Raw genomic sequence first — 24,936 nt, 5'->3', positions numbered from 1 at the left:
TGGAGGTGTTGCTGTGAGCAATCCGACCGAATCCGACTCGGCCTCCGGGCCGACCGACCGGGAGGCGGCGTACATCGCCGTCCTCGCGTCACCTGAGTTCCAAGAGCTGAAGCGCAAGCACCGCAACTGGGTGCTTCCCGCGACCGCTGCCGCCCTCGTCTTCTACTTCATCTACGTCTTCGCCTCGACCTACGCCGTGGACTTCATGAGCCAGAAGGTGTTCGGGAACATCAACGTCGGTCTCATCTTCGGCCTGCTGCAGTTCGTCGCCACGTTCGCCGTGACGATGGCGTACGTCCGCTACGCCGACCGCGAGCTGGACCCGCGCTCGTCGAAGATCCGTGCCGAGATGGAAGCCGAGGGCCTCGCATGATCACCACCTCCCTGACCTCCCTCGCGCAGGCGACCGAGTCGGAGCAGGTCGGCAACACCGCCCTGAACATCGCCATCTTCGCGGCGTTCGTCGTGCTGACGCTGGTGTTCGTCATCCGGGCCAGCCGCACCAACAAGAGCACCTCGCAGATGTACACCGCCGGCGCGTCCTTCACCGGGCGTCAGAACGGCTTCGCCATCTCGGGCGACTATCTCTCGGCGGCCTCGTTCCTGGGCATCGCCGGCGCCATCGCCCTCACCGGCTACGACGGATTCCTGTACAGCATCGGCTTCCTGGTCGCCTGGGTGATCGCGCTGCTGCTGGTGGCCGAGCTGCTGCGCAACACCGGCCGGTTCACGATGGCCGACGTGCTGAGCTTCCGCATGCAGGAGCGGCCCGTCCGCACCGCCGCCGCGGTCTCGACGCTGGTCGTCTCCTTCTTCTACCTGTTGGCCCAGATGGCCGGCGCCGGCGGCCTCGTGGCGCTGCTGCTGAACATCAACGACTCCTTCGGCCAGGCCCTCGTCATCGCCGGAGTCGGCGCGCTGATGATCGTCTACGTCCTCGTGGGCGGCATGAAGGGCACCACCTACGTCCAGATCATCAAGGCGATCCTGCTGATCGGCGCCGCACTGCTGATGACCGTGTGGGTCCTGGCCCAGTACGGCTTCAACTTCTCCGACCTCCTCGGTGACGGCGCTGCCGCCGGCGCCTCGCTGGAGCCGGGCAAGAAGTACGGCCTCGACGGCGTGACGAAGATCGACTTCATCTCGCTGTCCGTCGCCCTGGTGCTCGGCACCGCGGGCCTGCCCCACATCCTGATGCGCTTCTACACGGTGCCGACGGCCAAGGAGGCCCGCAAGTCCGTGGTCTGGGCGATCTGGCTGATCGGCCTGTTCTACCTGTTCACCCTGACCCTGGGCTACGGCGCCGCGGCGCTGGTCGGCCCCGAGCGGATCGCGGCGGCACCCGGCGCGGCCAACTCGGCGGCACCGTTGCTGGCCTACGAGCTGGGCGGCACCCTGCTGCTGGGCATCGTGTCGGCGGTGGCGTTCGCGACGATCCTCGCGGTCGTCGCAGGCCTCACCATCACCGCATCGGCCTCGTTCGCGCACGACATCTACGCGAACGTGATCCACCGCGGCGACGCGCCGGACGGCCAGGAGGTGAAGGTGGCCCGCATCGCGGCCATCGTGATCGGCATCGTGGCGATCTTCGGCGGCATCGCGGCCAACGGCCAGAACATCGCCTTCCTGGTGGCGCTGGCGTTCGCGGTGGCGGCCTCGGCCAACCTGCCGACGATCCTCTACTCGCTGTTCTGGAAGCGGTTCAACACCCGCGGCTGCCTGTGGAGCATCTACGGCGGCCTGATCATCACCGTAGGGCTGATCATCTTCAGCCCCGCGGTGTCGGGCTCGGAGACCGCGATGTTCCCCGACAACGACTGGTCGTGGTTCCCGCTGGCGAACCCGGGCCTGGTCTCGATCCCGGCCTCGTTCCTGCTGGGCATCCTGGGCACGCTCACCAGCAAGGAGCACCTGGAGTACAAGGCCGCCGAGATGGAGGTCCGTGCCCTCACCGGTGCGGGCGCGGAGGGCAAGGCGCTCGACCACTGATCGCCTGAGGTGCAACACCCGGAAACGACGATGGGGCGGACCCGAGAGGCCGCCCCATCGTCGTTTCGTGCGTCAGGAACGCACCAGCCTGCGCGCCAGGTCGCGGTGCAGCGCCTCGACCTCGCGCTCGTCCAGGGGGCCGCCCGACCGGAGCCGGCGCAGCGTGGAGCGGACCGACAGCACCCGCACGCCGTCGACCTCGAGCGGCCGCATCGGCAGCTCGCCCTCGACGAAGCAGTAGTTCGTGTACACGGGGGCGTCGGGCAGGGGACCCGTCGAGACGGCGGCCTGGAGCGCCTCCGCGTGCTCGGCCATCTGCTCGGCCAGGCGCGTGTGGCGCACCCCGTCGATCTCGAACGTGCTCCCGTCGCGACACGCTCGGACCTTCTTGCCCGGGTAGCACCGCGGCTCGATCAGGTGCACGCCGGTCGAGGTGACGGCGATGACCGGCAGGTCGCCGGTCTGGCCGGGGATGCGCCGGTGGAACAGGAACAGCACCCGGTCCCCGAACGCGTCGATGAGGATCGAGGCGAGGACGTCGGTGGCGTCCGCCCGGTCCGTGGACTGCTCCGGCACCTCGGCGGCATCGCCGCGGACGACCGTCAACCTGGGGCGCGACAGCGGGTCCACGCTGCGCACCGTCCTTCTGCTCATGTCCATGAGACGCCGCTCACGTCACCCCATGACGCGGTTTCACGATCTTTGGTGCGAACGGTCGAAGTTTCCCCTGTTCACCGGGGAATCCCTCACGATGCGGGGGAAACTTCCCCCGCATGGCGACAGGAAACCCCGCATGGTCCGCCCGGTGTCGGACCGACACGGCAGACTGAGCCCGACATGACCTTCCACCTGCATCGCGCCGAGCGCACCGACGTGCTGGCCGACGGCCTGGCGACGCTGCTGGCCGAGCCGACGGACGATCCGTTCGCCACCGAGCTGGTCGTGGTCGCGGCACTCGGCACCGAGCGGTGGCTGTCCCAGCGACTGAGCCACCGGCTGGGCGCGTCGCCCGGTGGCGGCGACGGAGTCACCGCGGGCGTCCGGTTCGCGCGGCCGCACTCGATCGTCGCCGAGCTCGTGGGCGAGGACGACCAGGACCCGTGGCGGCCCGACGCGCTGGTGTGGCCGGTGCTCGAGGTGATCGAGGCCGGCCTCGACGAGCCGTGGCTCGCGGCGGTCGCGCGCCACCTCGGGCAGGGCCGGGCCGGGCTCGAGCGCGAGCTGCGCATCGACCGCCGGCTGGGCGTCGCCCGATCGCTCGCCGCGCGCCTGCACGCCTACGCCCGCCAGCGCCCCGCGATGACCGAGGCCTGGTCGGCCGGGCGCGACGAGGACGGCACCGGTGCGCCCCTGCCGGCCGACGTCCGCTGGCAGGCCGAGGTCTGGCGCCGCGTGCGAGCGCAGGTCGTCGCTCCATCCCCCGACGAGCGCATCGCCGCCACGATCGCCGCGCTGGCCGGCTCGCCCGACGCCGTCGGCCTGCCCTCCCGCGTGAACCTCTTCGGCCACAACCGCCTTCCCCTCGGCGAGCTGCAGGTGCTGGCGGCGCTGGCCGAGCACCGCGACGTGCACCTGTGGCTGCCGCATCCCTCCCCCGGCGCGTGGGACCGCCTCACCGACACCGCGGACATCGTCACGCGTGAGGCCGACGACACCGCCCAGCTGCTGCGGAACCCGCTGCTGGCCGCCCTCGGCCGCGACGTCCGCGAGCTCCAGAGATCCCTCGCGGCGGTGGCGCCGCGGGCCACGGTGCACCCCCCGCTGGGCGTGGAGCGACCCGGCACGCTGCTGGGCCGCCTCCAGGCCGACGTCGCGGCGGATCGCCCGGGCTCGGCCGGACCCGCCCCCGAGGCCGACGACCGCAGCGTCCAGGTGCACGCCTGTCACGGTCGCGCCCGTCAGGTCGACGTGCTCCGCGACGTGATCGTGGGGCTGCTGCAGGACGACCCCACGCTCGAGCCGCGAGACGTCCTCGTCATGGTCCCCGACATCGAGTCCTACGCACCGCTGTTCCACGCGGCGTTCGGGCAGGCCGAGATTCTCGGCGACACGCCCCACCACCCGGGCCACCGGCTGCGCGTCATGCTCGCCGACCGTGCCGCGTCGCGCACCAATCCCCTCCTCGGCCTCACGGCGGCCGTGCTCGAGCTGGCCCGGCGCGGGCGCGCCACCAACGCCGAGGTGCTCGACCTGCTCGGTGCCGAGCCCATCCGGCACCGCTTCGACCTCGACGACGACGCGATCGAGCGCATCGCCGGGTGGATCGAGTCCAGCGGGGTCCGCTGGGGCTTCGACGGGCCCCACCGCCAGCGGTTCGGCCTGCGGGTCGAGCAGAACACGTGGCGCACGGGCCTCGACCGCCTCGTCGCCGGCGTGGCCGCCACCGAGGACCCGGCCCGCCTCGTCGCCGAGGTGCTGCCGCTCGACGACGTGCCCAGTGGCGACGTCGACCTGGCCGGCCGGCTGGTCACGTTCCTCGACGGCCTGGAGCGCGCGGTCGACGCGTTCGCCGGCAGCGCCACGATGGCGCAGTGGTCCGAGCGGATCGACGCGATGCTCACCGACCTCGCCGAGGTCCCGCTGCGCGACGCCTGGCAGCGCCAGCAGGTCGACCGCGAGCTCGAGCGCCTCGACGACGACACCACCGTGCTGCGGCCCGGGGAGGTTCTCACGATGGTGCGCGAGCGCTGGGCGGGACGCCCCTCGCGGGCCAACTTCCGCACGGGCAGCCTCACCGTCTGCACGATGGTGCCGATGCGCTCGGTGCCGCACCGCGTGGTGTGCCTCGTCGGCCTCGACGACGGCACCTTCCCCCGCGCCACCCACGTCGACGGCGACGACGCACTCGCCCGCCGGCCGCTCACCGGCGAGCGCGACGCGCGCGCCGAGGACCGCCAGCTCCTGCTCGACGCCGTGATGTCCGCCACCGAGACACTCGTGGTGACCTACACGGGCGCCGACGAGCACCGGGGCCAGGCGCGCCCGCCGGCCGTCCCGCTGGGCGAGCTGCTCGACCAGGTCCGCCGCACGGCCGGCGAGACCGACGTCGTCACGCATCACCCGCTGCAGCCGTTCGACCCGCGCAACCTGCGACCGGGTGCGGTCACCGGCGATCCCCGGCCCTTCAGCTTCGATCCCGCGGCACTGGCCGGGGCGCGCGCGAGCCTGCGGCCCCGGACCGAGCCCGCCCCCTTCCTGCCCGAACCGCTGCCGGCCGCGCCACGCGAGGACCTGGCGCTGGCCGACCTCATCGCGTTCGTGCAGAACCCGGTGCGCGGATTCTGGCGCCAGCGGCTCGACGTCCTCCTGCGTGGTGAGGAGCAGCTCCTCGACGAGGACCTGCCCATCACGCTCGACGGGCTCGAGCGCTGGCGGATCGGGCAGCGCCTCCTCGACGACGCGGTGCGCGGCGTGGCACCGGCCGACGCGTGGTCGGCGGTCTGGCGAGCCGGGATGATGCCGCCGGGCCGCCTCGGCGAGGCCGTCGGCAACGACGTCGGCACGCGGGTCGCCACGCTCGTCGGCGGCACCACGGCGCTGCGCGCGGGCGACGCCGAGTCCGTCGACGTCGACATCGCCCTGCCCGACGGGAGACGCCTCACCGGCACGGTCGAGGGTGTTCACGAGGACCGACTCGTCACCGTCTCCTACTCCACCGTCCACGGCCGGCACCGGCTGCGCGACTGGGTCCGGCTGCTGGCACTGAGCCTCCAGCGGCCCGAGGTCCCCTGGGTCGCCCACCTCGCCGGCAAGGTGGGCCGCGGCACCGCCCAGTTCGTCACCCGCTCCCCCGCCAGCCGCGACGAGGCCCTGGGCCTGCTCGCCGATCTCGTCGACCTGCGCGACGACGGCCTGCAGCGTCCCCTGCCGCTGCCCGTCGAGCTCGCCCGCCTGTTCGCGTTCCAGCAGCGGACGCGCGGGCCCCAGGCCGCGGCTCGCATCGCCGCCCGCGAGTGGCAGCGGGAGGCCAAGGCGTTCGGCCCGCCCGCCGACCGCGACGCCGAGGAGATCGTCCGCGTCTGGGGACCCAAGGCACCGTTCGAGACGCTCGTCGCCGGCGGGTTCACCGCCCTGGCCGCCCGGCTGTGGGACGGCGCTCTCGACCACCAGCAGGAGGCTCAGCTGTGAGTGACCTGCCCCTGACGGCGCCCGAGCTGAGCGCGTTCGACATCACCGACCCGCTGCCGCAGGGCACCACCCTGCTCGAGGCCAGCGCCGGCACCGGCAAGACCTGGACCATCGGCGCGCTCGTCGCGCGGTACGTCGCCGAGGACGTCGTCACGCTGCCCGAGCTGCTGGTGATCACCTTCGGTCGTGCCGCCAGCCGCGAGATGCGCGAGCGCGTGCGCGACCAGCTGGTCACGGCCGAGGCCGCCCTCAGCGACCCGGCCGCCCATCGCGCGGGCGACGACCCGCTCCTGCGTCTCCTCGTCGACGTGCCCGAGCCCGAGCTCGTCGCCCGGCGGGCCCGGCTGCGCGCGGCGCTGGCCGACTTCGACGGCGCCACGATCGCCACCACCCACCAGTTCTGCCAGACGGTGCTGCGCAGCCTCGGCACCGCCGGCGACTCCGACGGCTCGGCCGAGCTGACCGACGACCTCACCGAGCTGGTCGACCAGATCGTCGACGACCTCTACGTGGCCAAGTACGCGAACGAGGACGGCCCCGCACTCTCGCACGGCCAGGCCCGGACGCTGGCCCATGCGGTCGTGGCCGACCCGCACGCGGCGCTCGTGCCCGCCGACGCCGACCCCGACTCGCCGGCCGGGGTCCGGGTGCGGTTCGCCGGGGCCGTGCGCCGCCGGCTCGACCAGCGCAAGCGCGAGCTCGGCCTGCTCGACTACGACGACCTGCTCCGGCGGCTCGAGAGCGTCCTCGAGGACCCCGACTCCCCCGCCCGCACGCTGATGCGGAACCGCTGGCGCGTCGTCCTGGTCGACGAGTTCCAGGACACCGACCCGGTCCAGTGGAACGTGCTCGACCGGGCGTTCAGCGGTGTGGCCACGCTCGTGCTGATCGGCGACCCGAAGCAGGCGATCTACGCCTTCCGCGGCGGTGACGTCCAGACGTACCTGCGGGCGGCAGCCACGGCCACCGAGCGCCGCACGCTGCCGATCAACTGGCGCAGCGACGCTCCGCTGGTCGACGCCCTCGGCGCCACCTTCGCCGGGGCCCAGCTCGGGCATCCCGACATCGCCGTCCGGCCCGTGCGGGCCCAGCACGAGGGCAGCCGCCTCTCGGGCCTGCCGCACCCGGCCGCCTTCCGGCTGCGCGTCCTCGACCGCGAGGACTTCGAGGACTCCCAGGACCTGCCGGTCGCCCTCGCGCGCCAGCGGATCGTCGAGGACCTCGCGGTGGACGTCGCCGAGGCGCTGGCGTCCGGCGCCGCCTACGACACGGGCGCCGAGGTCAGGTCGGTGGCCGCGGGCGACATCGCGGTCCTGGTCGCCACGGGCGTCGAGGCCGACCTCGTCCGGCGCACGTTCGCCCGGCACGGCATCCCCGCCGTCCTCGGCGGCGGCAGCAACGTCCTGGTCAGCCAGGCCGCCGACGACTGGCTCACGCTCCTCGAGGCGATGGAGTCCCCGCAACGGTCCGGCCTCGTCCGCGCGGCCGCCCTCACCGACCTGCTCGGTCACGACGCCTCCAGCCTCGTCGCGGGCGGCGACCGTCTCACCGACGCGATCGCCACCCGGGTGCGCGACCTCGCCGACCTGCTGGGCACCCGCGGCGTGGCCGCGGTGGTGGAGTCCCTCACCGACGAGGTGTTCTCCGCGCGCATCCTGGCCCGACCCGACGGCTATCGCCGGATGACCGACCTGCGCCACGTGGCCCACCTGCTCCACGAGGTGGCCCTGCGCGAGCGGCTCGGCCTGTCCGGACTCGTCCAGTGGCTGCGGCGCCGGCGCACCGAGGCCGGCGAGTCGCCCGAGCTCACCCGGCGCCTCGACAGCGACGCGAAGGCCGTCCAGGTGCTCACGATCCACGCCAGCAAGGGCCTCGAGTTCCCGATCGTCCACCTGCCGTTCCTGTTCAACCGGTGGCGGCCCGACCGCGACGAGCGCCCGCGCTTCCACGACGCCTCCGGCAGCCGGTTCCTCGACGTCGGCGGGCCGGGTCACCCCGACTTCGCCGCCCACTCGCGTGCCGCCCAGGCGGAGGACGCGGGCGAGGTGCTGCGACTCGCGTACGTGGCGATGACCCGCGCGAAGTCGCAGCTCGTCGCGTGGTGGGCGCCCACGCGCGACGCCCGCAACTCCGGCCTGCACCGCCTGCTCTTCCGGCCCGACCCGGCCCGCCCGGAGGTCCCCGACGAGGTCACGACCCCCGACGACCCGACCGCGTGGTCGGTGCTGCGCGGCTGGAGCGAGCGGGGTGGCCCCGTGCTCGAGCGCGTCACCGAGCGCTCGAGTCCCGTGCCACCGCCGCCCGCCGAGACCGCCGATCTCGGAGTGCGCACCTTCGACCGCGCCCTCGACCTCGCGTGGCGACGCACGTCCTACTCCGGGCTCATCCGCGCGGAGCAGGAGTCCACGCCGCACGTGGGCAGCGAGCCCGACGCCGAGGGCACCACCGACGAGTCCGAGACCCTCGTCGTGGCGGACGTCGGACGCGACGAGCGGCTCTCGCCGATGTCCGAACTGCCCAAGGGCGCCACGTTCGGCAGCCTCGTGCACGCGGTGCTGGAGGAGGTCGACGTGACGGCCCCCGACCGGCGCGCCGAGCTCGAGCTCCGGGTCCGCGAGCAGCTGGCGCTCTGGCCGGTCGAACTCGACGTCGATGTCGCCGTGGCAGCGTTCGAGGCCATCCTCACGACGCCGCTGGGCCCGCTCGCCGACGATCTCGACCTGGCCACCGTGCTGGCCGAACGCCAGTTCAAGGAGCTCGACTTCGAGATCCCGATGGGCGGCGGCGACCACCCCGGCGCCACGATGGGCCGGCTCGCCGACCTGGCCGACCTGCTCGAGCAGCACCTTCCCGCTGGTGACCCGATCCGGCCGTTCGCCGATCGCCTCCGCTCGCCGGCGCTGGCCGAGCAGTCGCTGCGCGGCTACCTCACCGGCTCCATCGACCTCGCGCTGCGGCTGCCGTCGGGCCGCTTCCTCGTGGTCGACCACAAGACCAACTGGCTCGGCGCACCCGACGCGCCGCTCACGATCGGCGGCTACCGGCCCGACGCTCTCGCCACCGCGATGAACTCGGGCACCTACCCGCTGCAGGCGCTGCTGTACGCCGTCGTGCTGCACCGGTTCCTGCGGTGGCGCGTGCGTGGGTACGCGCCGCAGGAGCACCTCGGCGGCGTCCTCTATCTCTACGTGCGCGGCATGGTCGGGCCTGACGCCCCACGGCACGAGGTCGTTCCGTACGGGGTGTTCTCGTGGCAGCCGCCCACCGCGCTGGTGATCGCCCTGTCCGACCTGCTCGACGGCACCCGGCCGGAGGCCCTCCGATGACCCCGCACGCCACGATCGACGACTTCGTCGCCGCCGAGGTCCTCACCCCGGGCGACGCGCTGATGACCGCACGACTCGGACGGATCACCGGTGAGTCCGCTCCCCTGCCGTTGCTCGCCCTGGCGTTCGCGCTGCGCGCCGTCCGCCACGGCTCCACCTGCTTCGACCCGCGCCAGGATCCCGAGGTCCCCGGCCTCGCCTGGCCCGATGCCGAGGCGTGGCTGGAGGCCGTTCGCGCGAGCGGGCTCGGACGGGTGCTCGTCGCCGAGCACGACCTGCTCTACCTCGACCGCTACCGCGAGCTCGAGGTCGCGCTGTGCGACGACCTCGCGGCCCGGGCCGCCACGACGCCCCCGGCGCTCGACGAGCAGCGGCTCACCGCCGATCTCGACCGCCTCTTCCCGGGAGACGAGCACCTCGACCAGCGGGCGGCCGCCGAGCGCGCGGCCCGCGTGGCCACGATCGTGCTCACGGGCGGGCCCGGCACCGGCAAGACCACCACGGTCGCCGGCGTGCTGGCGATCCTGCAGGCCCAGTCGCTCGCCACGCTGGGCCGACCGCTGCGCGTGGCGCTCACGGCACCCACCGGCAAGGCGGCCGCGCGCATGCGCGAGGCGGTGGTCGCCACGGCCGCGCGCCTCGCCCTCACCGACGACGAACGCGCGTGGCTCACCGGCCTGCCCTCGTCCACGATGCACCGCCTCCTCGGCTGGCGCCACGACAACCACACGCGGTTCCGCCACGACCGCAACCGGCGGCTGCCCCACGACGTGGTCGTGGTCGACGAGACCTCGATGGCGTCCCTGGAGCACGTGGCCCGGCTGCTGGAGGCCCTGCGCCCGGACACCCGCCTGATCCTGGTCGGCGACGCCGACCAGCTGGCCTCGGTCGAGGCGGGCGCGGTGCTGCACGACGTCGTGGCCGGCTGGTCCTCTGAGCACGTCGTCCGGCTCACGCGCAGCCACCGCTTCGGGGCGGGCATCGGCCGGCTGGCCGCCGCGGTCCGCGACGGCGACGCCGACACCGCCGTCGACCTCCTCACGGCCGGTGAGCCGTCGATCCGGCTCGTCGATCCCGCCCGCGCCCACGCCGAGCTGGAGTCCACCCTGCTGCCGCTGGCCCGCGACCTCGTCGCCGCGGGACGGTCGGGCGACGAGGCCACGGCCCTCGCCCGGCTGGCCCGCCACCGGCTGCTGTGCGCGCACCGCGACGGCCCGCACGGAGCCACCACCTGGAACGACCACGTCACCGCCTGGCTGCGGCCCGACGTGGGCTACGACGAGTGGTACCCCGGCCGTCCGGTGCTGGTCACCCGCAACGACGCCCCGCTCGCGGTGTTCAACGGCGACGCGGGCGTGGTGGTGGCACGCGACGAGCACGTCCTGGTGGCGCTCGACGGCGACCCGGTGCGCGAGCTGGCCACCTCGCGCCTGCCCGACGTGCAGACCGGCTACGCAATGACGATCCACCGCAGCCAGGGCAGCGAGTTCGACCACGTCACCGTGCTGCTGCCGGGAGCCGAGTCGCGCGCCATGACGCGCGAGCTGCTCTACACCGCCATCACCCGAGCCGTCACCGGGGTGACCGTGATCGGCACGCCCGAGGACATCCGGACGGCGATCGGGCGGCGAGTCGCCCGATCCAGTGGGATCGCGGAGCGACTCGCCGCCCGTGCGGCGGTGCGCTGAGTCAGCGCTCGGCGCCGGTCATCGCCTCGGCGGCATCGAGAGCCTGCTCGCCGATCGACTCGTCCTTCTTGCTCGCCTCGATCGTGTGGCGCAGCGGCTTCTCGTGCACGAACCACAGCACTACGGCCGACACCAGGGTCAGCGGCGCGAGCCACAGGAAGATCGGCATGAGCGCCTCGTTGTAGGCGCCCACCACGATGTCGTGGATCTCCTGCGGGAGCTGGGAGACGGAGTCGGGCGTCAGCGAGGACGATCCGCCACCGGCCGCCGGCAGCCTCGTACTGAGCGAGTCCGTCAGGCGCGACGTGAAGATCGAGCCGACCGCCGCGGCACCGAGGGTGCCACCGACCTGGCGGAAGAAGTTGTTCGCGGCGGTCGCCGTGCCGACGATCCGGTGCGAGAACGAGTTCTGCACGATCAGCGTCAGGACCTGCATGCCCAGGCCGATGCCGATGCCGAGCACCAGCAGCGAGCCCTCGATCACCCAGCGGGAGTCGCCGATGTCGATCGTCGAGAGCAGGAACAGGCCCAGGCCGGTGACGAGCGCTCCCGCGATCGGGTACCAGCGGTAGCGGCCCGTGCGGCTCACGGCCTGGCCGACCGTGATCGACGTGACGAGCATGCCGCCCATCATCGGGATCATCATGAGACCGGCGTGCGTGGCGTCGACGCCCACCGACATCTGCAGGTACGTCGGGAGGTAGGACAGCGAGCCGAACATCGCGACACCCAGGATGATGACGCCGACGGTGGTGAGGTTGAAGTTGCGGTCGCGGAACAGCGCCAGCGGCATGACCGGCTCCTCGGCGCGGCGCTCGGCGAACACGAAGGCGATCGCGGCGACGACGGTGGTCACGGCCAGGCCGATGATCTGCGGGCTGTTCCAGTCGTACTGGTGTCCGCCCCACGTCGCTCCGAGGATCAGGGCGCTCGTGGCGATGGCCAGCAGCGCCATGCCCAGGTAGTCGACGCGGGTGCGGGCGCGCTCGACGGCGGGCTTCTGCAGCAGCATCACGACCGCGGCGAACGCCAGCACGCCCAGCGGCACGTTGATCCAGAAAGTCCAGCGCCAGCCGGGACCCTCGGTGAACCAGCCGCCGAGCAGCGGGCCGGCGACGGAGGACAGCCCGAACACGGCGCCGAGGATGCCCATGTACTTGCCGCGGTCACGCGCGGGCACGACGTCGGCGATGGCGGCCTGCGACAGCACCATGAGGCCGCCGCCGCCCAGGCCCTGCACCGCACGGCCGGCGATCAGGACGGTCATGTCCTGGGCGAGCGCGCCGACGAGGGAGCCGATCGTGAACAGCACGATCGCGAGCAGCAGCATGGGCTTGCGGCCGAGCCGGTCGCCGAGGCGGCCGTAGATCGGCATGGTGACCGTCATGCCCAGCAGGTAGGCGGTCATGACCCAGGCGATGTGGTCGGCACCGTCGAGCGAGCCGACGATCGTCGGCAGGGCGGTCGACAGGACGGTCTGGCTCAGCGATGCCAGCAGCATCACGAGCATGAGCGCGGCGAAGACGAGACGGACGGTCCGCTTCTGGTGGGGATCGGTGATGGTGGTGCTCATAGCGTGGTGGAGGTGACCTTCCGGAAGGTGTCGATGGCCGTCTCGAGGGCGGCGGCGCGGTGCGTGTTGAAGTGGTCGGGGTCGGTCGTCCACGCGAGCGTGACGACGGCCCCGGCGAGCAGGATCAGGGCGCGGGCCTGGTGCAGGTCGGTCGGCAGGCTCTCGATGCCGAGCCAGGGCGTCTCGACGTCCTCGACGAGACGCGACGCGACGTGCTTGCGGCTGTCGGTGAAGACCTGCGTGAGCCGGGTGCGCAGGCGCGGATACGCGACGGCCAGCCGGCGGCGCTGCACGAGGTCGACGCCCGGGCCGATCGTGCTGGCGGCGACGTCTGCCACGAGGTGACTGACGCGCAGGACGGGTGTCATGCCCGTGTTGTCCCGGAACGCCCTCAGCGTCTCGTCGCTGACCGACGGCGGACGGACGCCGATGATGGCGTCCTCCTTGGTCTCGAAGTAGTTGAAGAACGTCCGGGGCGAGATCCCCGCCTCGGCGGCGATCTGCGCGACGGTCACCGCGTCGGGGCCCGACTCGAGGGCGGCCGACGCAGCAGCGTGGTGGATCGCCGTCCAGGTCTGACGCTGGCGTTCGGCCACGAGAGGGCTCACGACTACTGATTGCACAAGTGCATTCTATGCACTCGTGCACTGGATGCACCACTGCAAAACCCCTGTAACGCGGGGTTGCGCCCTGTGCTTTCAGTCACGTGCGGTCGAAGGGTCTCACCGGAACTCAGCGCAGGTCGCCCAGCTCCGAGCGGTCCACCGTCGTGCCCACCAGCTGGCGCAGCGTCTCGTTGACGTCCCAGATCCCCACGTTCATGCCCGCGGTCACGCGGGACTCGGCGTCGAGCCAGTAGGCGATGAACTCGTTGGCCGCCAGGTCGCCCCGAATCTCCACCGCGTCCTGCGATCCCGGGCGGCCCACGTACTCCATCGAGAACTCGAACTGGTCGGTGTAGAAGTAGGGCAGCCAGTCGTGCACCGTGTCGCGACCCAGGAGCACGTCGGCGACGGCCCGTCCCTGGCGGATCGCGTTGTCCCAGTGCTCGACCCGCAACCGGTCCTGCAGGGTGACGTTCCACGCGTTGGCCACGTCGCCGATCGCCAGGACGTGCTCGTCCTGGGTCTGGAACCACTCGTCGACCACGATCCCGTCGTCCACCTCGAGCCCGGCGGCCTCGGCCAGCGCCACCGACGGCACCGCTCCGATCGCCACCAGCACGTGATCGGCGTCGATCGTCTCGTCCGCCGTGCGCACGCCGACCGGACCTTCGGCGCCGACGAGCACCTCCTCCACCGTGACGCCGGTCCGCAGGTCGACACCGTGCGAGCGGTGCAGCTCCGCCAGATGGGTGGCCAGCTCGTCGCCCAGCACCTTCTGCAGTGGCAGGTCGTCGCGCTCGAGCACGGTCACCTCGACGTCGTGGCTGCGCGCCGCGGCGGCGACCTCGAGTCCGATCCAGCCGGCGCCGACGATCACGAGGCGACCGCCGGCGCCGATCGCCTCCAGCACCCGGTCCTTGTCCTCGAGGGTGCGCAGGTAGAGCGCCCGGTCGGCACCGGGCAGGTCGGGGACGCGCGGCTCGGCGCCGGTGGCCAGCACGACGAGGTCGTAGTCGAGCCACTCCCCCGACTCCAGGCGCACCCGCCCGTTCCCGCGGTCCAGCTCGGCCGCCCGCGCCCCGGTCAGCAGGCGCACGTCGTTCTCCGTCCACCAGGACTCGCCGAGCACGGTCGGGTCGGTGTCCTTGCCCAGCAGCAGGTCATTCGACAACGGCGGCCGCTCGTACGGGGCCCTGTCCTCGGCCCCCACGACGGTCACCGAACCCTCGTAGCCCTCCTCACGCAGTCGTTCGACCGCCTTCGCGGCTGCCAGTCCTGCTCCGACGATCACGAGTCGCTCCATGGCCCCATCGTCCGCCGGTCCCGCCGAGGTGCAACCCCTGGTCTGCTGGCAGGTGCGACACAGCTGCTCCGCAGACCATCCGTGATCCTTGCTTTCTTTACCGTCCGGTTGGTAAAGTAAGTGTCATGAGCCCACCCGCTGCCGCCCATCGGCCCTCGCTCCGTGACGACATCCTCGAGAGCACGCTCGAGCTGGCCAGGACCGGTGCGGCGATCTCACTGGAGTCCGCCGCGCGCGCCACGGGGATCACCAAGCCCGGACTGATGTACCACTTCCCCACGAAGGAGGCGCTGATGACGGCCGTCGTCGACCATCTGATGGACGGCTACGAGCGTGACCTCCAGGACAGGCTGGGCGCGGACCCGACGGCCCCGTCCGCCACCGAGCGGCTCATCGCCTACCTCGACTGGGTGTGCGAGGGGCGCTTCGACTCCGGCGACCTCGTCATGTTCGCCGACCCGCGCCTGCGGGACACGCTCACCAGCCGGTGGAACGAACGCATCAGCCCGTGGGTGGCCGTCCCCGACAGCCTCCCCGCCACGCGACGAGCCCGGCTCCACGGTGTCCGGCTCATCGCCGACGGCATGTGGTTCAACGCCGCCGGCAACGGCCTCCCCCTGTCGGACTCCGACCGCGCCGCCGTCCGGGCGCTCGCTCATCAGCTCATCGAGGGGACGTCATGACGAAGTGGCTGCTGCTCGGCGCCGCCATCCTCAGCGAGGTGACCGCCTCCCTGTCCCTGAAGGGCGCGCTCGACCGCCCGGCCCTCTACTCCGTGGTCGTCGTCGGCTACGTCGGGTCGTTCGTCCTCCTGGCCCTGGTCCTGCGCCAGGGCATGGCCCTCGGCGTCGCCTACGGAATCTGGGGCGCCCTTGGCGTGGCGTCCACGGCGGTCATGTCGTCATTCATCTTCGACGAGACCCTCACCGCGCTGATGGGCGTCGGCATCGCGCTGATCATCGCCGGCGTCCTCACGGTCGAGCTGGGCTCCCAGCAGGCCCAGCGCAGCGCTCACCCGAAGGAGTCCGTCTGATGCAGTGGCTGTTCCTCGCCTCCGCCATCGTCTGTGAGGTCATCGGGACCCTGTCGCTGCGGATGGCCGCCACCGGGCGCCACGCCCACTACGTCACGGTCGCCTTCGGCTACGTCCTGGCCTTCGTGTTCCTCACCCTGACCCTCGACCAAGGGCTCGGACTCGGAGTCGCCTACGGCATCTGGGCCGCTGCAGGAGTCGCGCTCACGGCCATCGCGTCACGCGTCCTCTTCAAGGAGCCCCTCACACCGCTCATGTCGGGAGGCATCGCGCTCATCATCGCCGGCGTGCTCCTGGTCGAGCTCGGCGCGACCCACTGAGGTACGCGTCACCGTCCCTCCAGCGATGAGGCGGCACGCTGACGGGTGCCGATGCCGGATAGGCGGCATCGCTGAGCGGCCCCGGACACACGAGAGCGGCGCGGCCGTCCCCTTCCCCAGGGACGACCGCGCCGCGGTTCGTGGACGATCAGCTGCAGCCGCTGGTGCTGCCGCAGCCCTCGCAGACGTGGCAGGAGCCGGCCGGCCGCATCTTCGTGCCGCAGGTCATGCACAGCGGGCTGTCGACCGCCGCGCCCGTGATCTCCTCCAGCAGCTCGGCCGAGGTGTGCGCCCGGCCGGTGGCCGGACGCGCCGTCTCGATCTGGACCGCGACCGCCTCGGCGTCGGCGATCTGCGCCTCGGCCTTGAGCTCGGCGGCCTCCTGGGCCGACGGGCCCGCGGGCTCCTCGGTGACCAGCTCGGCAGCCGTGGTGCCGTCACCCTTGGCCGGCTCGTACGATCCGGTGTCCAGGTAGCGCTGACGCTCGTCGACCGAGAAGATCGACATCGCCGAACGGGTGTCGAAGTCGATGTAGTCCAGCGCCAGGCGGCGGAAGACGTAGTCCATGATCGACTGCGCCATGCGCACGTCCGGGTCGTCGGTCAGACCGGCGGGCTCGAACTTGAGGTTCGTGAACTTGCTGACGAACGTCTCGAGCGGCACGCCGTACTGCAGGCCGATCGACACCGCGATGCTGAACGCGTCCATCACGCCGGCCAGGGTCGAGCCCTGCTTGCCGAGCTTGAGGAAGATCTCGCCCAGCGTGCCGTCGTCGTGCGCGCCGGAGGTCATGTAGCCCTCGGCACCGCCGACGCTGAAGCTCGTGGTGATCGACGCACGCGACTTCGGCAGGCGACGACGGATCGGCTTCTCGACGATCTTCTCGACGACCTTGACCTCGGCCTGGGGCGCCTCGGCCGACGTCTTGTCGTCCTGCGACTTCTGGCTGGACAGCGGCTGGCCGACCTTGCAGTTGTCGCGGTAGACCGCGAGCGCCTTCAGGCCGAGCTTCCAGCCCTGGAAGTAGACGTCGGCGATCTCCTCGACCGTGGCCGTCTCGGGCATGTTGACCGTCTTGCTGATGGCGCCGGACAGGAACGGCTGGCAGGCCGCCATCATCCGCACGTGGCCCATCGGCTTGATGGCCCGCTCGCCGACGGCGCAGTCGAAGACCTCGTAGTGCTCGGGGCGCAGGCCCGGCGCGTCGATGACGTGACCGTGCTGGGCGATGAACTCCACGATCGCCTCGATCGTCTCGCCGGTGTAGCCCAGCTTCTCCAGCGCGGCCGGAACCGTCTGGTTGACGACCTGCATCGAGCCGCCGCCGACGAGCTTCTTGAACTTGACCAGCGAGAAGTCGGGCTCGATGCCGGTGGTGTCGCAGTCCATCATGAAGCCGATGGTGCCGGTGGGCGCCAGGACCGAGGCCTGCGAGTTGCGCCAGCCGTTCTTCTCACCGATCTTCAGGTTGGCCGCCCACTGCTTGGTGGCCTCCTTCTGCACGGCGATGTCCATCGCGTGCTTGGTGCGGATCTCGTCGTTGGCCGCCTGGTGCTTGCGCATGACGCGCTGGTGGCCGTCGACGTTGGCCGCGTAGCCCTCGTAGGCACCGACGACACCGGCCAGCTCCGCGCTGCGGCGGTAGGACGTGCCGGTCATCAGCGAGGTGATCGCGCCGGCGAGCGCACGGCCGCCGTCGGAGTCGTACGCCAGGCCCGAGGCCATCAGCAGGGCGCCGAGGTTGGCGTAGCCGATGCCGAGCTGGCGGAACTTGCGGGTGGTGTCGCCGATCGCCTCGGTCGGGAAGTCGGCGAAGCAGATCGAGATGTCCATCGCGGTGATGATGAACTCGACGCTCTTGACGAACTTCTGCGTGTCGAAGGTGCCCTCGGTGGTGAGGAACTTCAGCAGGTTCAGGCTGGCCAGGTTGCAGCTGGAGTTGTCCAGGTGCATGTACTCGCTGCACGGGTTCGAGGCGGTGATGCGGCCCGACTCCGGCGTGGTGTGCCAGTCGTTGATGGTCGAGTCGTACTGGATGCCCGGGTCGGCGCAGGCCCACGCGGCCTGGGCCATCTTGCCCCACAGCTCGCGGGCGTCGATCTCCTCGATGACCTCGCCGCTGGTGCGGGCGCGCAGGCCGAAGCCGGTGCCCTCCTCGACGGCCTCCATGAACTCGTCGTTCACGCGCACCGAGTTGTTGGCGTTCTGGTACTGGACGCTGGTGATGTCCGAGCCACCGAGATCCATGTCGAAGCCCGCGTCACGCAGCACGCGGATCTTCTCCTCCTCGCGCTCCTTGGTCTCGACGAACTCGACGATGTCGGGGTGGTCGACGTCGAGCACGACCATCTTCGCGGCACGACGGGTGGCGCCACCGGACTTGATCGTGCCGGCGGAGGCGTCGGCGCCCCGCATGAAGGACACCGGGCCCGAGGCCGTGCCACCGGAGGAGCGGAGCAGCTCCTTGCTGGAGCGGATGCGCGACAGGTTCAGGCCGGCACCGGAGCCGCCCTTGAAGATCAGGCCCTCCTCGCGGTACCAGTTCAGGATCGAGTCCATCGAGTCGTCGACGGCCAGGATGAAGCACGCGCTCACCTGCTGCGGGCTGGACGTGCCCACGTTGAACCACACCGGGCTGTTGAAGCTGAAGACCTGGTGCAGGAGCATGTACGTCAGCTCGTGCTCGAAGATCTCGGCGTCGGCGTCGCTGGCGAAGTAGTCGAAGTCCTTGCCGGCCTTCACGTAGGTCAGCACGACGCGGTCGAGCAGCTGGCGCAGGCTCTGCTCACGCTCGGGGCTGCCCACGGCGCCGCGGAAGTACTTCGTGGTGACGATCGTGGAGGCGTTGAGGCTCCAGAAGTCGGGGAACTCCACGCCGCGCTGCTCGAAGACGGTCTCGCCGGTCTTCCAGTTGGTCTGGACGACGTCGCGCCGCTCCCACGTCACCGCGTCGTACGGGTGCACGCCCTCGGTCGTGTGGACGCGCTCGATCTTGAGCCCTGCCTTGGAGGACTTGCGGCTGGTGCGAGGGGCGGGTCCCGAGTTCCCGCCGACCGTCTCGGTCATGTGGTGCTCCTGTCCTGGTGTGCTGCGTGAGGTTGGTGTGGCTGTGATGTGAAGCTGGTGGGCCCGTCGAACGGACCGGGACGGGTCAGGACCCGTGGTCGGACGACTGGGGTGACGTCGGCTGGGGTGACGACGGCGGGGTCGACGCGTCGAGCATCTGCCCGATGTCGGCGTGGTCGGCCATCAGCCCGGCGATCTCGGCGACGAAGTCGTCGGCGGAGTCGAAGGACTTGTAGACCGAGGCGAAGCGCAGGTAGGCCACCTCGTCGAGGTCGCGCAGCGGCTCGAGGATCGCCATCCCGATGTCCTGGGTGTTGATCTCGGCCTGGCCCGAGGCGCGCAGGGCGTCCTCGACCTGCTGGCCGAGGCAGGCCAGGTCGTCGGTGGACACCGGACGGCCCTTGCAGGCCTTGGCGACGCCCGCGATCGCCTTCTCGCGGACGAACGGCTCGGTGGCTCCGGAGCGCTTCACGACCATGAGCTGCATCTGCTCGATCGTGGTGAAGCGCTTCTCGCACTGCGAGCAGGCGCGGCGCCGGCGGATGGAGCCGCCCTCGTCGGCCACGCGCGAGTCGAGCACGCGGGTGTCGGTGTTCCGGCAGAACGGGCAGTGCATCGTTTCCTCCTCGCGTGGGGCCGAGATCGGGTCCCCGTGGATGAACCTGGGGACGAACTGTGGACATCTCCGCAGATCGTGTGGGCAACAGGCCGCAACCTGTGGACCTATATGTGGAGAATCACATCCGTGTAACTACTAGATGTAGTGGTTACTGTACGCCGCGCATCGACGCCAAGCAACAACTTCGCAAAGAAGTCCGACAGAAACGACATCGGCCCACGATGGAGGGACGTTTGCGCAGGTCAGGGCGGGGTGTGGGGATCTCGAGTCGCGAAATCCGGGCGTGTCGGAGAACATCGAGGGGTCACCCCCCAACAGCGAGGCCCCAACCGGGGCAGCGCCGGACCGAAGGGAGCCACGATGTCGAACGATCACCTGCTCCGCCCGGCTCCCCGATGACCTCTCAGATCTCGATGATCCTGCCCCTGCCGCCCGAGCTGCGCTCGGCGCGCCTGAGCGCTCTCTCCTCCATCGCCGTGCACCTGCGCGACCTCGGTGCCGCGCGGGACGCGGTCGACCAGGCGCTCGCCGACCCGGACAGCGCCCACGACCTCGTCGCCTCGACCGCACGGATCGCGGGCCTTGCTCCTCCCGACGAGGCACAGACCGGGGACCATGTCCTCACCACCTTGGCCGCGTGCTGCCACCCCGCTCTCCCCGAAGCCGCGCGGATCGCCCTCATGCTCACGACCGCCGCCGGGCTGCCGATCACCGAGACGGCCGGCGCGTTCTCCGTCCCGGACGAGACGATGACGCAGCGCATCACCTGGGCCGAGAACCGCGCCCGCGGGGCTCTCGGTACCGCCATCGCCGAGCGCGAGGCGCAGAGCCATCTCGGCCGTGTGCTCGACGTGCTGCTTCTGATCTTCGACGACGGCATCGTCCACCCGAACTACTCCGTGGACCTGCCGCACGAGGCACTGGAGACCACGCGTGCGGTGGTCCAGCTGTTCCCCGACCAGCAGGAGCCGAAGGCACTGCTGGCCCTCATGCTGCTGACCCGGGCGCGCCGCGACGCCCGCCTGGACTCCGATGGCAGCCTCAAGGCACTCGCACGCCAGGACCGCGACCTGTGGCGCCAGGACGAGATCCAGGAGGGCCTCTTCCTGCTCCGCGGCAGCCAGAGGGACGGCCGCACCGGTCCTTACCAGATCCGTGCGTCGATCCAGGCAGCTCACGTCACGGCCCACGAGGCGAAGGACACCGACTGGAACCGCCTGCTGGCCCTGCACGACCGGCTCATGCAGGTCAGCCCCTCCGACACCGTCGCGCTCGGCCGCGCTTGCGCCGTGGCCGAGGTGCACGGCCCCGAGACGGCCCTGGAGGGCGTGGAGCGCCTCGGCCTGGACAGCCACCTCTACCACGCCACGCGGGCCGAGCTGCTGCGCCGGCTCGACCGCGCCGAAGAGGCCGACCGCGCGTGGAGCGCGGCCGTCGCGCGGGCCCGCGGCGTCACCGAGCACCAGCGGCTGCGCGGCGCACTGGAGCGCTAGACAGGTCACATCCGCTGCGGTTGCGAGCCTCGGCCAGCGCCCTACGGTGGAGGCATGGCCACCAAACCCAAGTACACGGTTCCCGGTCTCAGCATCGCCGATGGCGAGAGCATCGCGAAGACGCTGCAGGACCGGTTGAACGCACTCAACGACCTGATGCTGACCCTGAAGCATGTGCACTGGAACGTCGTGGGACCCCACTTCATCGCCGTGCACGAGATGATCGACCCGCACGTCGTGGAGGTCCGCGACATGGTCGACGAGACCGCGGAGCGCATCGCCACTCTCGGCGCGGTGCCCCTGGGCACGCCCGCCGCGATCGTCGAGGGCCGGTCGTGGGACGACTACCCCCTCGGTCGGGCCACCACGACCGAGCACCTCAAGGCGCTCGACCAGGTGTACATCGGACTGATCGACGACCACCGCAAGGCCCAGGCCGCGGTCTCGGAGCTCGACCCGGTCACCGAGGACATGGTCATCGGGCAGATCAGCACGCTCGAGCTGTTCCACTGGTTCGTGCGGGCGCACCTCGAGAGCGCCGGCGGCGAGCTCAAGAGCTGACCACACCCACTCGAGCAGACGAATGCCCCGGTCCACGACCGGGGCATTCGTCCGTTCGGTCTCAGACCAGCGTGTGGGGGTGGGCCGCGTGGCCCTGCGCGCGGCGGTCCTGCAGGACCGCGATCCCGTGACCCGCGAGCGCGGCGAGCACCTGCAGCGCCATCGACGTGACGACGACGGCCGTCGCGAGCCACCAGTAGACCGGGCCCTCCCCCAGCCCGCTCAGCAGGACGAGGGCCAGGGACACGAAGCCCAGGACTCCCCCGGCCACCACCCACGCCAGGGCGCCCATGTCGGCGGGGCGCACCCGCTGCCAGACGTATCCCGCGACCACCAGCGACAGCAGCAGGGCGACGGCGATCCAGGCCGAGATCTCGGTGAGCGCGCTGCCGAGCCAGGCCGACGGGGCGCCGACGCCGTGGGCGTCGTCACGGACCGGCACCAGCCAGGTGGCGGCGCTGGCCACCAGCAACAGGGCGGCTCGGCTGATCACCTGGCGGCGGAACCTGGTCATCACGTGGATGTGGTGACCATGGGCGACGATGGCCATGGGCGGACCTCCCTCGACGTCGGTGTCACGGCTCACGCTACGCCGCCGGGGTCCGCAGCGGGCCGACTCGGCGATGAACGCGTGTCGAACACGCTCGGACGACCACGAGAAGACGCACACGGCGCCCACCGGCCCCTTCCCCGAGGCATCGATGGGCGCCGTGTGCGGGCGCGGTGGAGCGAGCGCTCAGTCCTGGACGGGAACCGCCAGCGTGGAGCCGATGGGCAGCGGCGCCCCGTCCTCGAGGGCGTTGAGCTTGATGATCTCGTCGACCGTGGCGCGGATGTCCGCATTCGGCCGAGCCTCGGCGGCGATGCTCCACAGCGTCTGACCCGGCTGCACCGTGACCGTGGTGACGGTGCCCGGGTCAGAGGCCGACCCCGTGGCCACGACGGCCGACCCGAAGACGATCACGAGCGTGGTGATGATCGCGAGCGCGACCGCCACGATGGCCACGCGGCCCCGGCCCGTGAGACGCATGGGTGCCGACGGCGCCGCGGCGGCCGAGGCGTACGTCGTGCGGGTGACGACGGGGCGTCGCGCCAGGTCGAGCGGGGCGAACGGGGTGTGGTCGAGGGTGATGCTCATGATGGCCTCCGGGGAAGTTCGGCAGTCGTGTCGTGCGGTGTTCGATTCGATCAGGTGTTCTATCGAACACATGAACGACTGTACGACCGACCTCCGACAAAATCGAGCACCATCGAAAACTTGTTCGAACGGCGTGTCGTGCGCCGCGTGGCTGACGCCGTTAGCGTCGGGGGCATGTCGATCGTCCGCACCTTCCTGACCGCCTGGCGCCAGGCCTCGGCCCGCCAGGCTCCCCTGCTGGCCGCGGGCGTGGCCTTCTACCTGTTCACGTCGCTGTTCCCCGCGCTGATCGCCGCCGTCTCGATCTACGGCCTGGTGGCGGACCCCGCGACCGTGGCCGACCAGACCGAGCGGATCTCCGACGCCCTGCCCGCGGACGCCGCGTCCCTGATCAACGGGCAGATCGAGCAGCTCACCTCGGCGCCGTCGAGCTCCCTCGGTCTCGGCGCGGTGATCGCGATCGTGCTGGCCGTGTACGCGGCCTCGGGCGGCATCGGCAACCTCGTCACCGCCATCAACCAGCTGTACGGCCTGCAGGACACTCGCTCGTTCATCGCACGGAAGGCGCTCGCCCTGGGGCTGACCGCCGCCGGGGTCGTCTTCGGGCTCGTCGCCATCTCCCTCGTCGCCGTGGTGCCTGCCGTCCTCGACGTCGTGGACGTGGTGCCGGGGATCCGGTTCCTCGTGAATGCACTCCGCTGGGTCGTGCTGGCCGCCGGCATCACCGTGGCGATCGGTGTGCTCTACCGCGTCGCGCCCGATCGGACGTCGACCAGCGGCATCGTCAACCGGGGCGTGCTGATCGCCGCCGCCCTGTGGCTGCTGGTCTCCGTGGGCTTCTCGCTCTACGTCGACCTGTTCGGCAACTACTCCAAGACCTACGGGGCGCTGGCGGGTGTCGTGGTGCTGCTGCTGTGGCTCTGGGTCGGCATGTACGCGATCCTGCTCGGCGCGTGCGTCGAAGCCGCCCGCGAGCACATCGTCACCCGCGAGACGCTCACCGAGGACGAGCAGCTGGCGCGCCGGCGCTCACAGGACGCCGAGGTCGCCGCGGGGCTGGACCGGTTCACCGACGAGCTCGACGACAGGCTGCGCCACTGACCGCGCTCCGGCGTTTGGTACCTTCGGCTCAGCGTCGCGTGCCGGTGGCAGTCCGTGCCAGGCATGGAGGCGTGGGACCCGAAGGAGTCGACGATGACCTCGTCGTTGCCTTCGCCCTCGCGTGACTGAGGGCGAGAAGATCAGGCTGACCGCCTGGAGTCATGAGCTGCGCCGAGTCCACGCGCGGCTGCGCGAGGCCTTGGCCGTGACGCGCGCGTCCGTCGCCGCGGGCGAGGCCGCAGGCCCCGCCGCGCGCGACCTGCTGCTGTTCTGCCACGGCTTCTGCACGGCCCTCTCGGGCCATCACCGGGGCGAGGACCACGAGCTGTTCCCCGCGATCGCGTCCGCCCACCCCGAGCTCGCCGACACCCTGCGCCTGCTGCGCCAGGACCACTCGATGATCGAGTACCTCGTCACGGGCCTGCGGGACGCCGTGGACCGGTCCGCCTCGGCTGCGGAGCTCGACCGGCACCTCGAGGGCATCGCCGCGGTCATGGAGAGCCATTTTCGGTTCGAGGAGCGGCGGCTGCTGTCGGTGCTGGAGACGCTGGAGCTCGACGCCGACCCCCACAGCACCCTGGGGCCGCTGTGAGCCCGCCGCGCCGGTCAGCCGAGGAGTCGGCCGAGCAGGAAGGCGATCGCGCCGACCACCACCACGAGGGCGATCGCACCGCTGACCAGCTCGACCGGCCCGAGGCCGTGGTCGGGCACGCCGTGCTGGCGCAGGTCCACCTCGAAGTCCGGCAGCAGCAGCTGCAGGTCGACGGTGGCGTGATCGGCCACCCCGTGCTCCCGCAGCACCTCGCGGGCGCAGGCCTCGACCTGCGCCAGATCCTCGGCCGTGGACGTGCCCACACCGGACACGTCGACCGCCCACTGGTCGCCCACGCGCGTTCCCACCACCACATAGCTCACGTCCCACACCCTAGGCCACGGGCGGACACGCCGAGTCGAACACGTGTTTGATTCGCCGCCCCACCGGGACTACGGTC

At 71.4% G+C, this 24,936-nt stretch carries 21 protein-coding genes; 12 read left to right on the top strand and 9 right to left on the bottom strand.

Going from position 1 to position 24,936, the window contains the following annotated elements:
• Positions 1–13: 13 nt before the first annotated feature.
• Together B5D60_RS14395 and B5D60_RS14390 are read left to right on the top strand one after the other, a co-directional pair.
• Positions 14–373, top strand: a complete 360-nt coding sequence (locus B5D60_RS14395) for a DUF485 domain-containing protein (RefSeq protein ID WP_231948873.1) — start codon at positions 14–16, stop codon at positions 371–373.
• The gene (locus B5D60_RS14390) at positions 370–1,989 is read left to right on the top strand and encodes a solute symporter family protein (RefSeq protein ID WP_153303047.1); all 1,620 of its coding nucleotides are present in this window, start codon (positions 370–372) and stop codon (positions 1,987–1,989) included. Before B5D60_RS14395 ends, B5D60_RS14390 begins: the two co-directional genes overlap by 4 nt.
• A gap of 72 nt (positions 1,990–2,061) precedes the next feature.
• Here B5D60_RS14390 and B5D60_RS14385 read toward each other — a convergent pair whose 3' ends face one another.
• Positions 2,062–2,643 (bottom strand): hypothetical protein, encoded by a 582-nt coding sequence (locus tag B5D60_RS14385; protein ID WP_153303046.1) that lies wholly within the window; start codon positions 2,641–2,643, stop codon positions 2,062–2,064.
• Between the two features lie 183 nt (positions 2,644–2,826).
• Between B5D60_RS14385 and recC the strand changes: the two genes are divergently transcribed.
• Genes recC through recD form a run of 3 tightly spaced genes read left to right on the top strand, consistent with a single transcriptional unit; the run spans position 2,827 to position 11,131 of the window.
• Positions 2,827–6,117, top strand: coding sequence for an exodeoxyribonuclease V subunit gamma (recC, locus tag B5D60_RS14380; protein WP_078700794.1), 3,291 nt, complete (start codon positions 2,827–2,829; stop codon positions 6,115–6,117).
• Positions 6,114–9,443 carry a UvrD-helicase domain-containing protein gene (locus B5D60_RS14375; protein WP_231948858.1) on the top strand — a complete coding sequence of 1,110 codons (3,330 nt, stop codon included), beginning with the start codon at positions 6,114–6,116 and terminating at the stop codon, positions 9,441–9,443. The genes recC and B5D60_RS14375 overlap by 4 nt, the downstream gene beginning before the upstream one ends.
• A complete protein-coding gene (gene recD / locus B5D60_RS14370) occupies positions 9,440–11,131 on the top strand; it encodes an exodeoxyribonuclease V subunit alpha (protein ID WP_078700793.1) in 1,692 nt (563 codons plus the stop codon). Before B5D60_RS14375 ends, recD begins: the two co-directional genes overlap by 4 nt.
• Before the next feature lies 1 nt (position 11,132).
• Here recD and B5D60_RS14365 read toward each other — a convergent pair whose 3' ends face one another.
• The 3 genes from B5D60_RS14365 to B5D60_RS14355 form a co-directional block, all read right to left on the bottom strand.
• Entirely contained in the window at positions 11,133–12,704 is a 1,572-nt protein-coding gene (locus B5D60_RS14365; protein WP_078700792.1) for an MDR family MFS transporter, read from the bottom strand.
• On the bottom strand, positions 12,701–13,327 hold the full coding sequence (locus tag B5D60_RS14360) for a TetR/AcrR family transcriptional regulator (protein WP_078700791.1): 627 nt from the start codon (positions 13,325–13,327) through the stop codon (positions 12,701–12,703). Before B5D60_RS14360 ends, B5D60_RS14365 begins: the two co-directional genes overlap by 4 nt.
• 109 nt (positions 13,328–13,436) lie before the next feature.
• Positions 13,437–14,612, bottom strand: coding sequence for an NAD(P)/FAD-dependent oxidoreductase (locus B5D60_RS14355; RefSeq protein WP_078700790.1), 1,176 nt, complete (start codon positions 14,610–14,612; stop codon positions 13,437–13,439).
• 125 nt (positions 14,613–14,737) lie between these two features.
• Here B5D60_RS14355 and B5D60_RS14350 point away from each other — a divergent pair, with 125 nt between their 5' ends.
• Genes B5D60_RS14350 through B5D60_RS14340 form a run of 3 tightly spaced genes read left to right on the top strand, consistent with a single transcriptional unit; the run spans position 14,738 to position 15,965 of the window.
• Positions 14,738–15,295 carry a TetR/AcrR family transcriptional regulator gene (locus tag B5D60_RS14350; protein WP_153303045.1) on the top strand — a complete coding sequence of 186 codons (558 nt, stop codon included), beginning with the start codon at positions 14,738–14,740 and terminating at the stop codon, positions 15,293–15,295.
• A complete protein-coding gene (locus B5D60_RS14345) occupies positions 15,292–15,645 on the top strand; it encodes a DMT family transporter (RefSeq protein ID WP_078700789.1) in 354 nt (117 codons plus the stop codon). Before B5D60_RS14350 ends, B5D60_RS14345 begins: the two co-directional genes overlap by 4 nt.
• Positions 15,645–15,965 carry a DMT family transporter gene (locus B5D60_RS14340; RefSeq protein WP_078700788.1) on the top strand — a complete coding sequence of 107 codons (321 nt, stop codon included), beginning with the start codon at positions 15,645–15,647 and terminating at the stop codon, positions 15,963–15,965. Before B5D60_RS14345 ends, B5D60_RS14340 begins: the two co-directional genes overlap by 1 nt.
• A 148-nt stretch (positions 15,966–16,113) precedes the next feature.
• Here B5D60_RS14340 and B5D60_RS14335 read toward each other — a convergent pair whose 3' ends face one another.
• On the bottom strand, positions 16,114–19,032 hold the full coding sequence (locus tag B5D60_RS14335; protein ID WP_078700787.1) for a vitamin B12-dependent ribonucleotide reductase: 2,919 nt from the start codon (positions 19,030–19,032) through the stop codon (positions 16,114–16,116).
• Between the two features lie 85 nt (positions 19,033–19,117).
• Positions 19,118–19,648: a transcriptional regulator NrdR gene (gene nrdR, locus B5D60_RS14330; RefSeq protein WP_078700786.1), complete on the bottom strand. Its 531-nt coding sequence runs from the start codon at positions 19,646–19,648 to the stop codon at positions 19,118–19,120.
• Between the two features lie 398 nt (positions 19,649–20,046).
• Here nrdR and B5D60_RS14325 point away from each other — a divergent pair, with 398 nt between their 5' ends.
• Both B5D60_RS14325 and B5D60_RS14320 read left to right on the top strand, forming a co-directional pair.
• Positions 20,047–21,144, top strand: coding sequence for an RNA polymerase sigma factor (locus B5D60_RS14325; RefSeq protein WP_078700785.1), 1,098 nt, complete (start codon positions 20,047–20,049; stop codon positions 21,142–21,144).
• A gap of 54 nt (positions 21,145–21,198) precedes the next feature.
• On the top strand, positions 21,199–21,705 hold the full coding sequence (locus B5D60_RS14320) for a Dps family protein (RefSeq protein ID WP_078700784.1): 507 nt from the start codon (positions 21,199–21,201) through the stop codon (positions 21,703–21,705).
• Between the two features lie 61 nt (positions 21,706–21,766).
• On the opposite strand, the gene B5D60_RS14315 is transcribed toward B5D60_RS14320, so the two are convergent.
• Together B5D60_RS14315 and B5D60_RS14310 are read right to left on the bottom strand one after the other, a co-directional pair.
• Complete coding sequence (locus tag B5D60_RS14315) at positions 21,767–22,291, bottom strand: hypothetical protein (protein WP_172806375.1); 525 nt, start codon at positions 22,289–22,291, stop codon at positions 21,767–21,769.
• 150 nt (positions 22,292–22,441) lie between these two features.
• A complete protein-coding gene (locus B5D60_RS14310; protein WP_172806374.1) occupies positions 22,442–22,843 on the bottom strand; it encodes a LysM peptidoglycan-binding domain-containing protein in 402 nt (133 codons plus the stop codon).
• A gap of 174 nt (positions 22,844–23,017) precedes the next feature.
• Here B5D60_RS14310 and B5D60_RS14305 point away from each other — a divergent pair, with 174 nt between their 5' ends.
• Together B5D60_RS14305 and B5D60_RS14300 are read left to right on the top strand one after the other, a co-directional pair.
• Positions 23,018–23,944 (top strand): YihY/virulence factor BrkB family protein, encoded by a 927-nt coding sequence (locus B5D60_RS14305; RefSeq protein ID WP_078700781.1) that lies wholly within the window; start codon positions 23,018–23,020, stop codon positions 23,942–23,944.
• Positions 23,945–24,065: 121 nt separating this feature from the next.
• Complete coding sequence (locus tag B5D60_RS14300) at positions 24,066–24,536, top strand: hemerythrin domain-containing protein (RefSeq protein ID WP_078700780.1); 471 nt, start codon at positions 24,066–24,068, stop codon at positions 24,534–24,536.
• Between the two features lie 14 nt (positions 24,537–24,550).
• On the opposite strand, the gene B5D60_RS14295 is transcribed toward B5D60_RS14300, so the two are convergent.
• Complete coding sequence (locus B5D60_RS14295; protein ID WP_153303043.1) at positions 24,551–24,859, bottom strand: hypothetical protein; 309 nt, start codon at positions 24,857–24,859, stop codon at positions 24,551–24,553.
• Positions 24,860–24,936 lie beyond the last annotated feature (77 nt).

The sequence above is a fragment of the Aeromicrobium choanae genome, from assembly GCF_900167475.1.
GTDB classification, from domain to species: Bacteria; Actinomycetota; Actinomycetes; order Propionibacteriales; family Nocardioidaceae; genus Aeromicrobium; species Aeromicrobium choanae.
The sequence above is the reverse complement of the archived record's forward strand: the minus strand, read 5'-3'. Positions and strand labels throughout refer to the sequence as shown.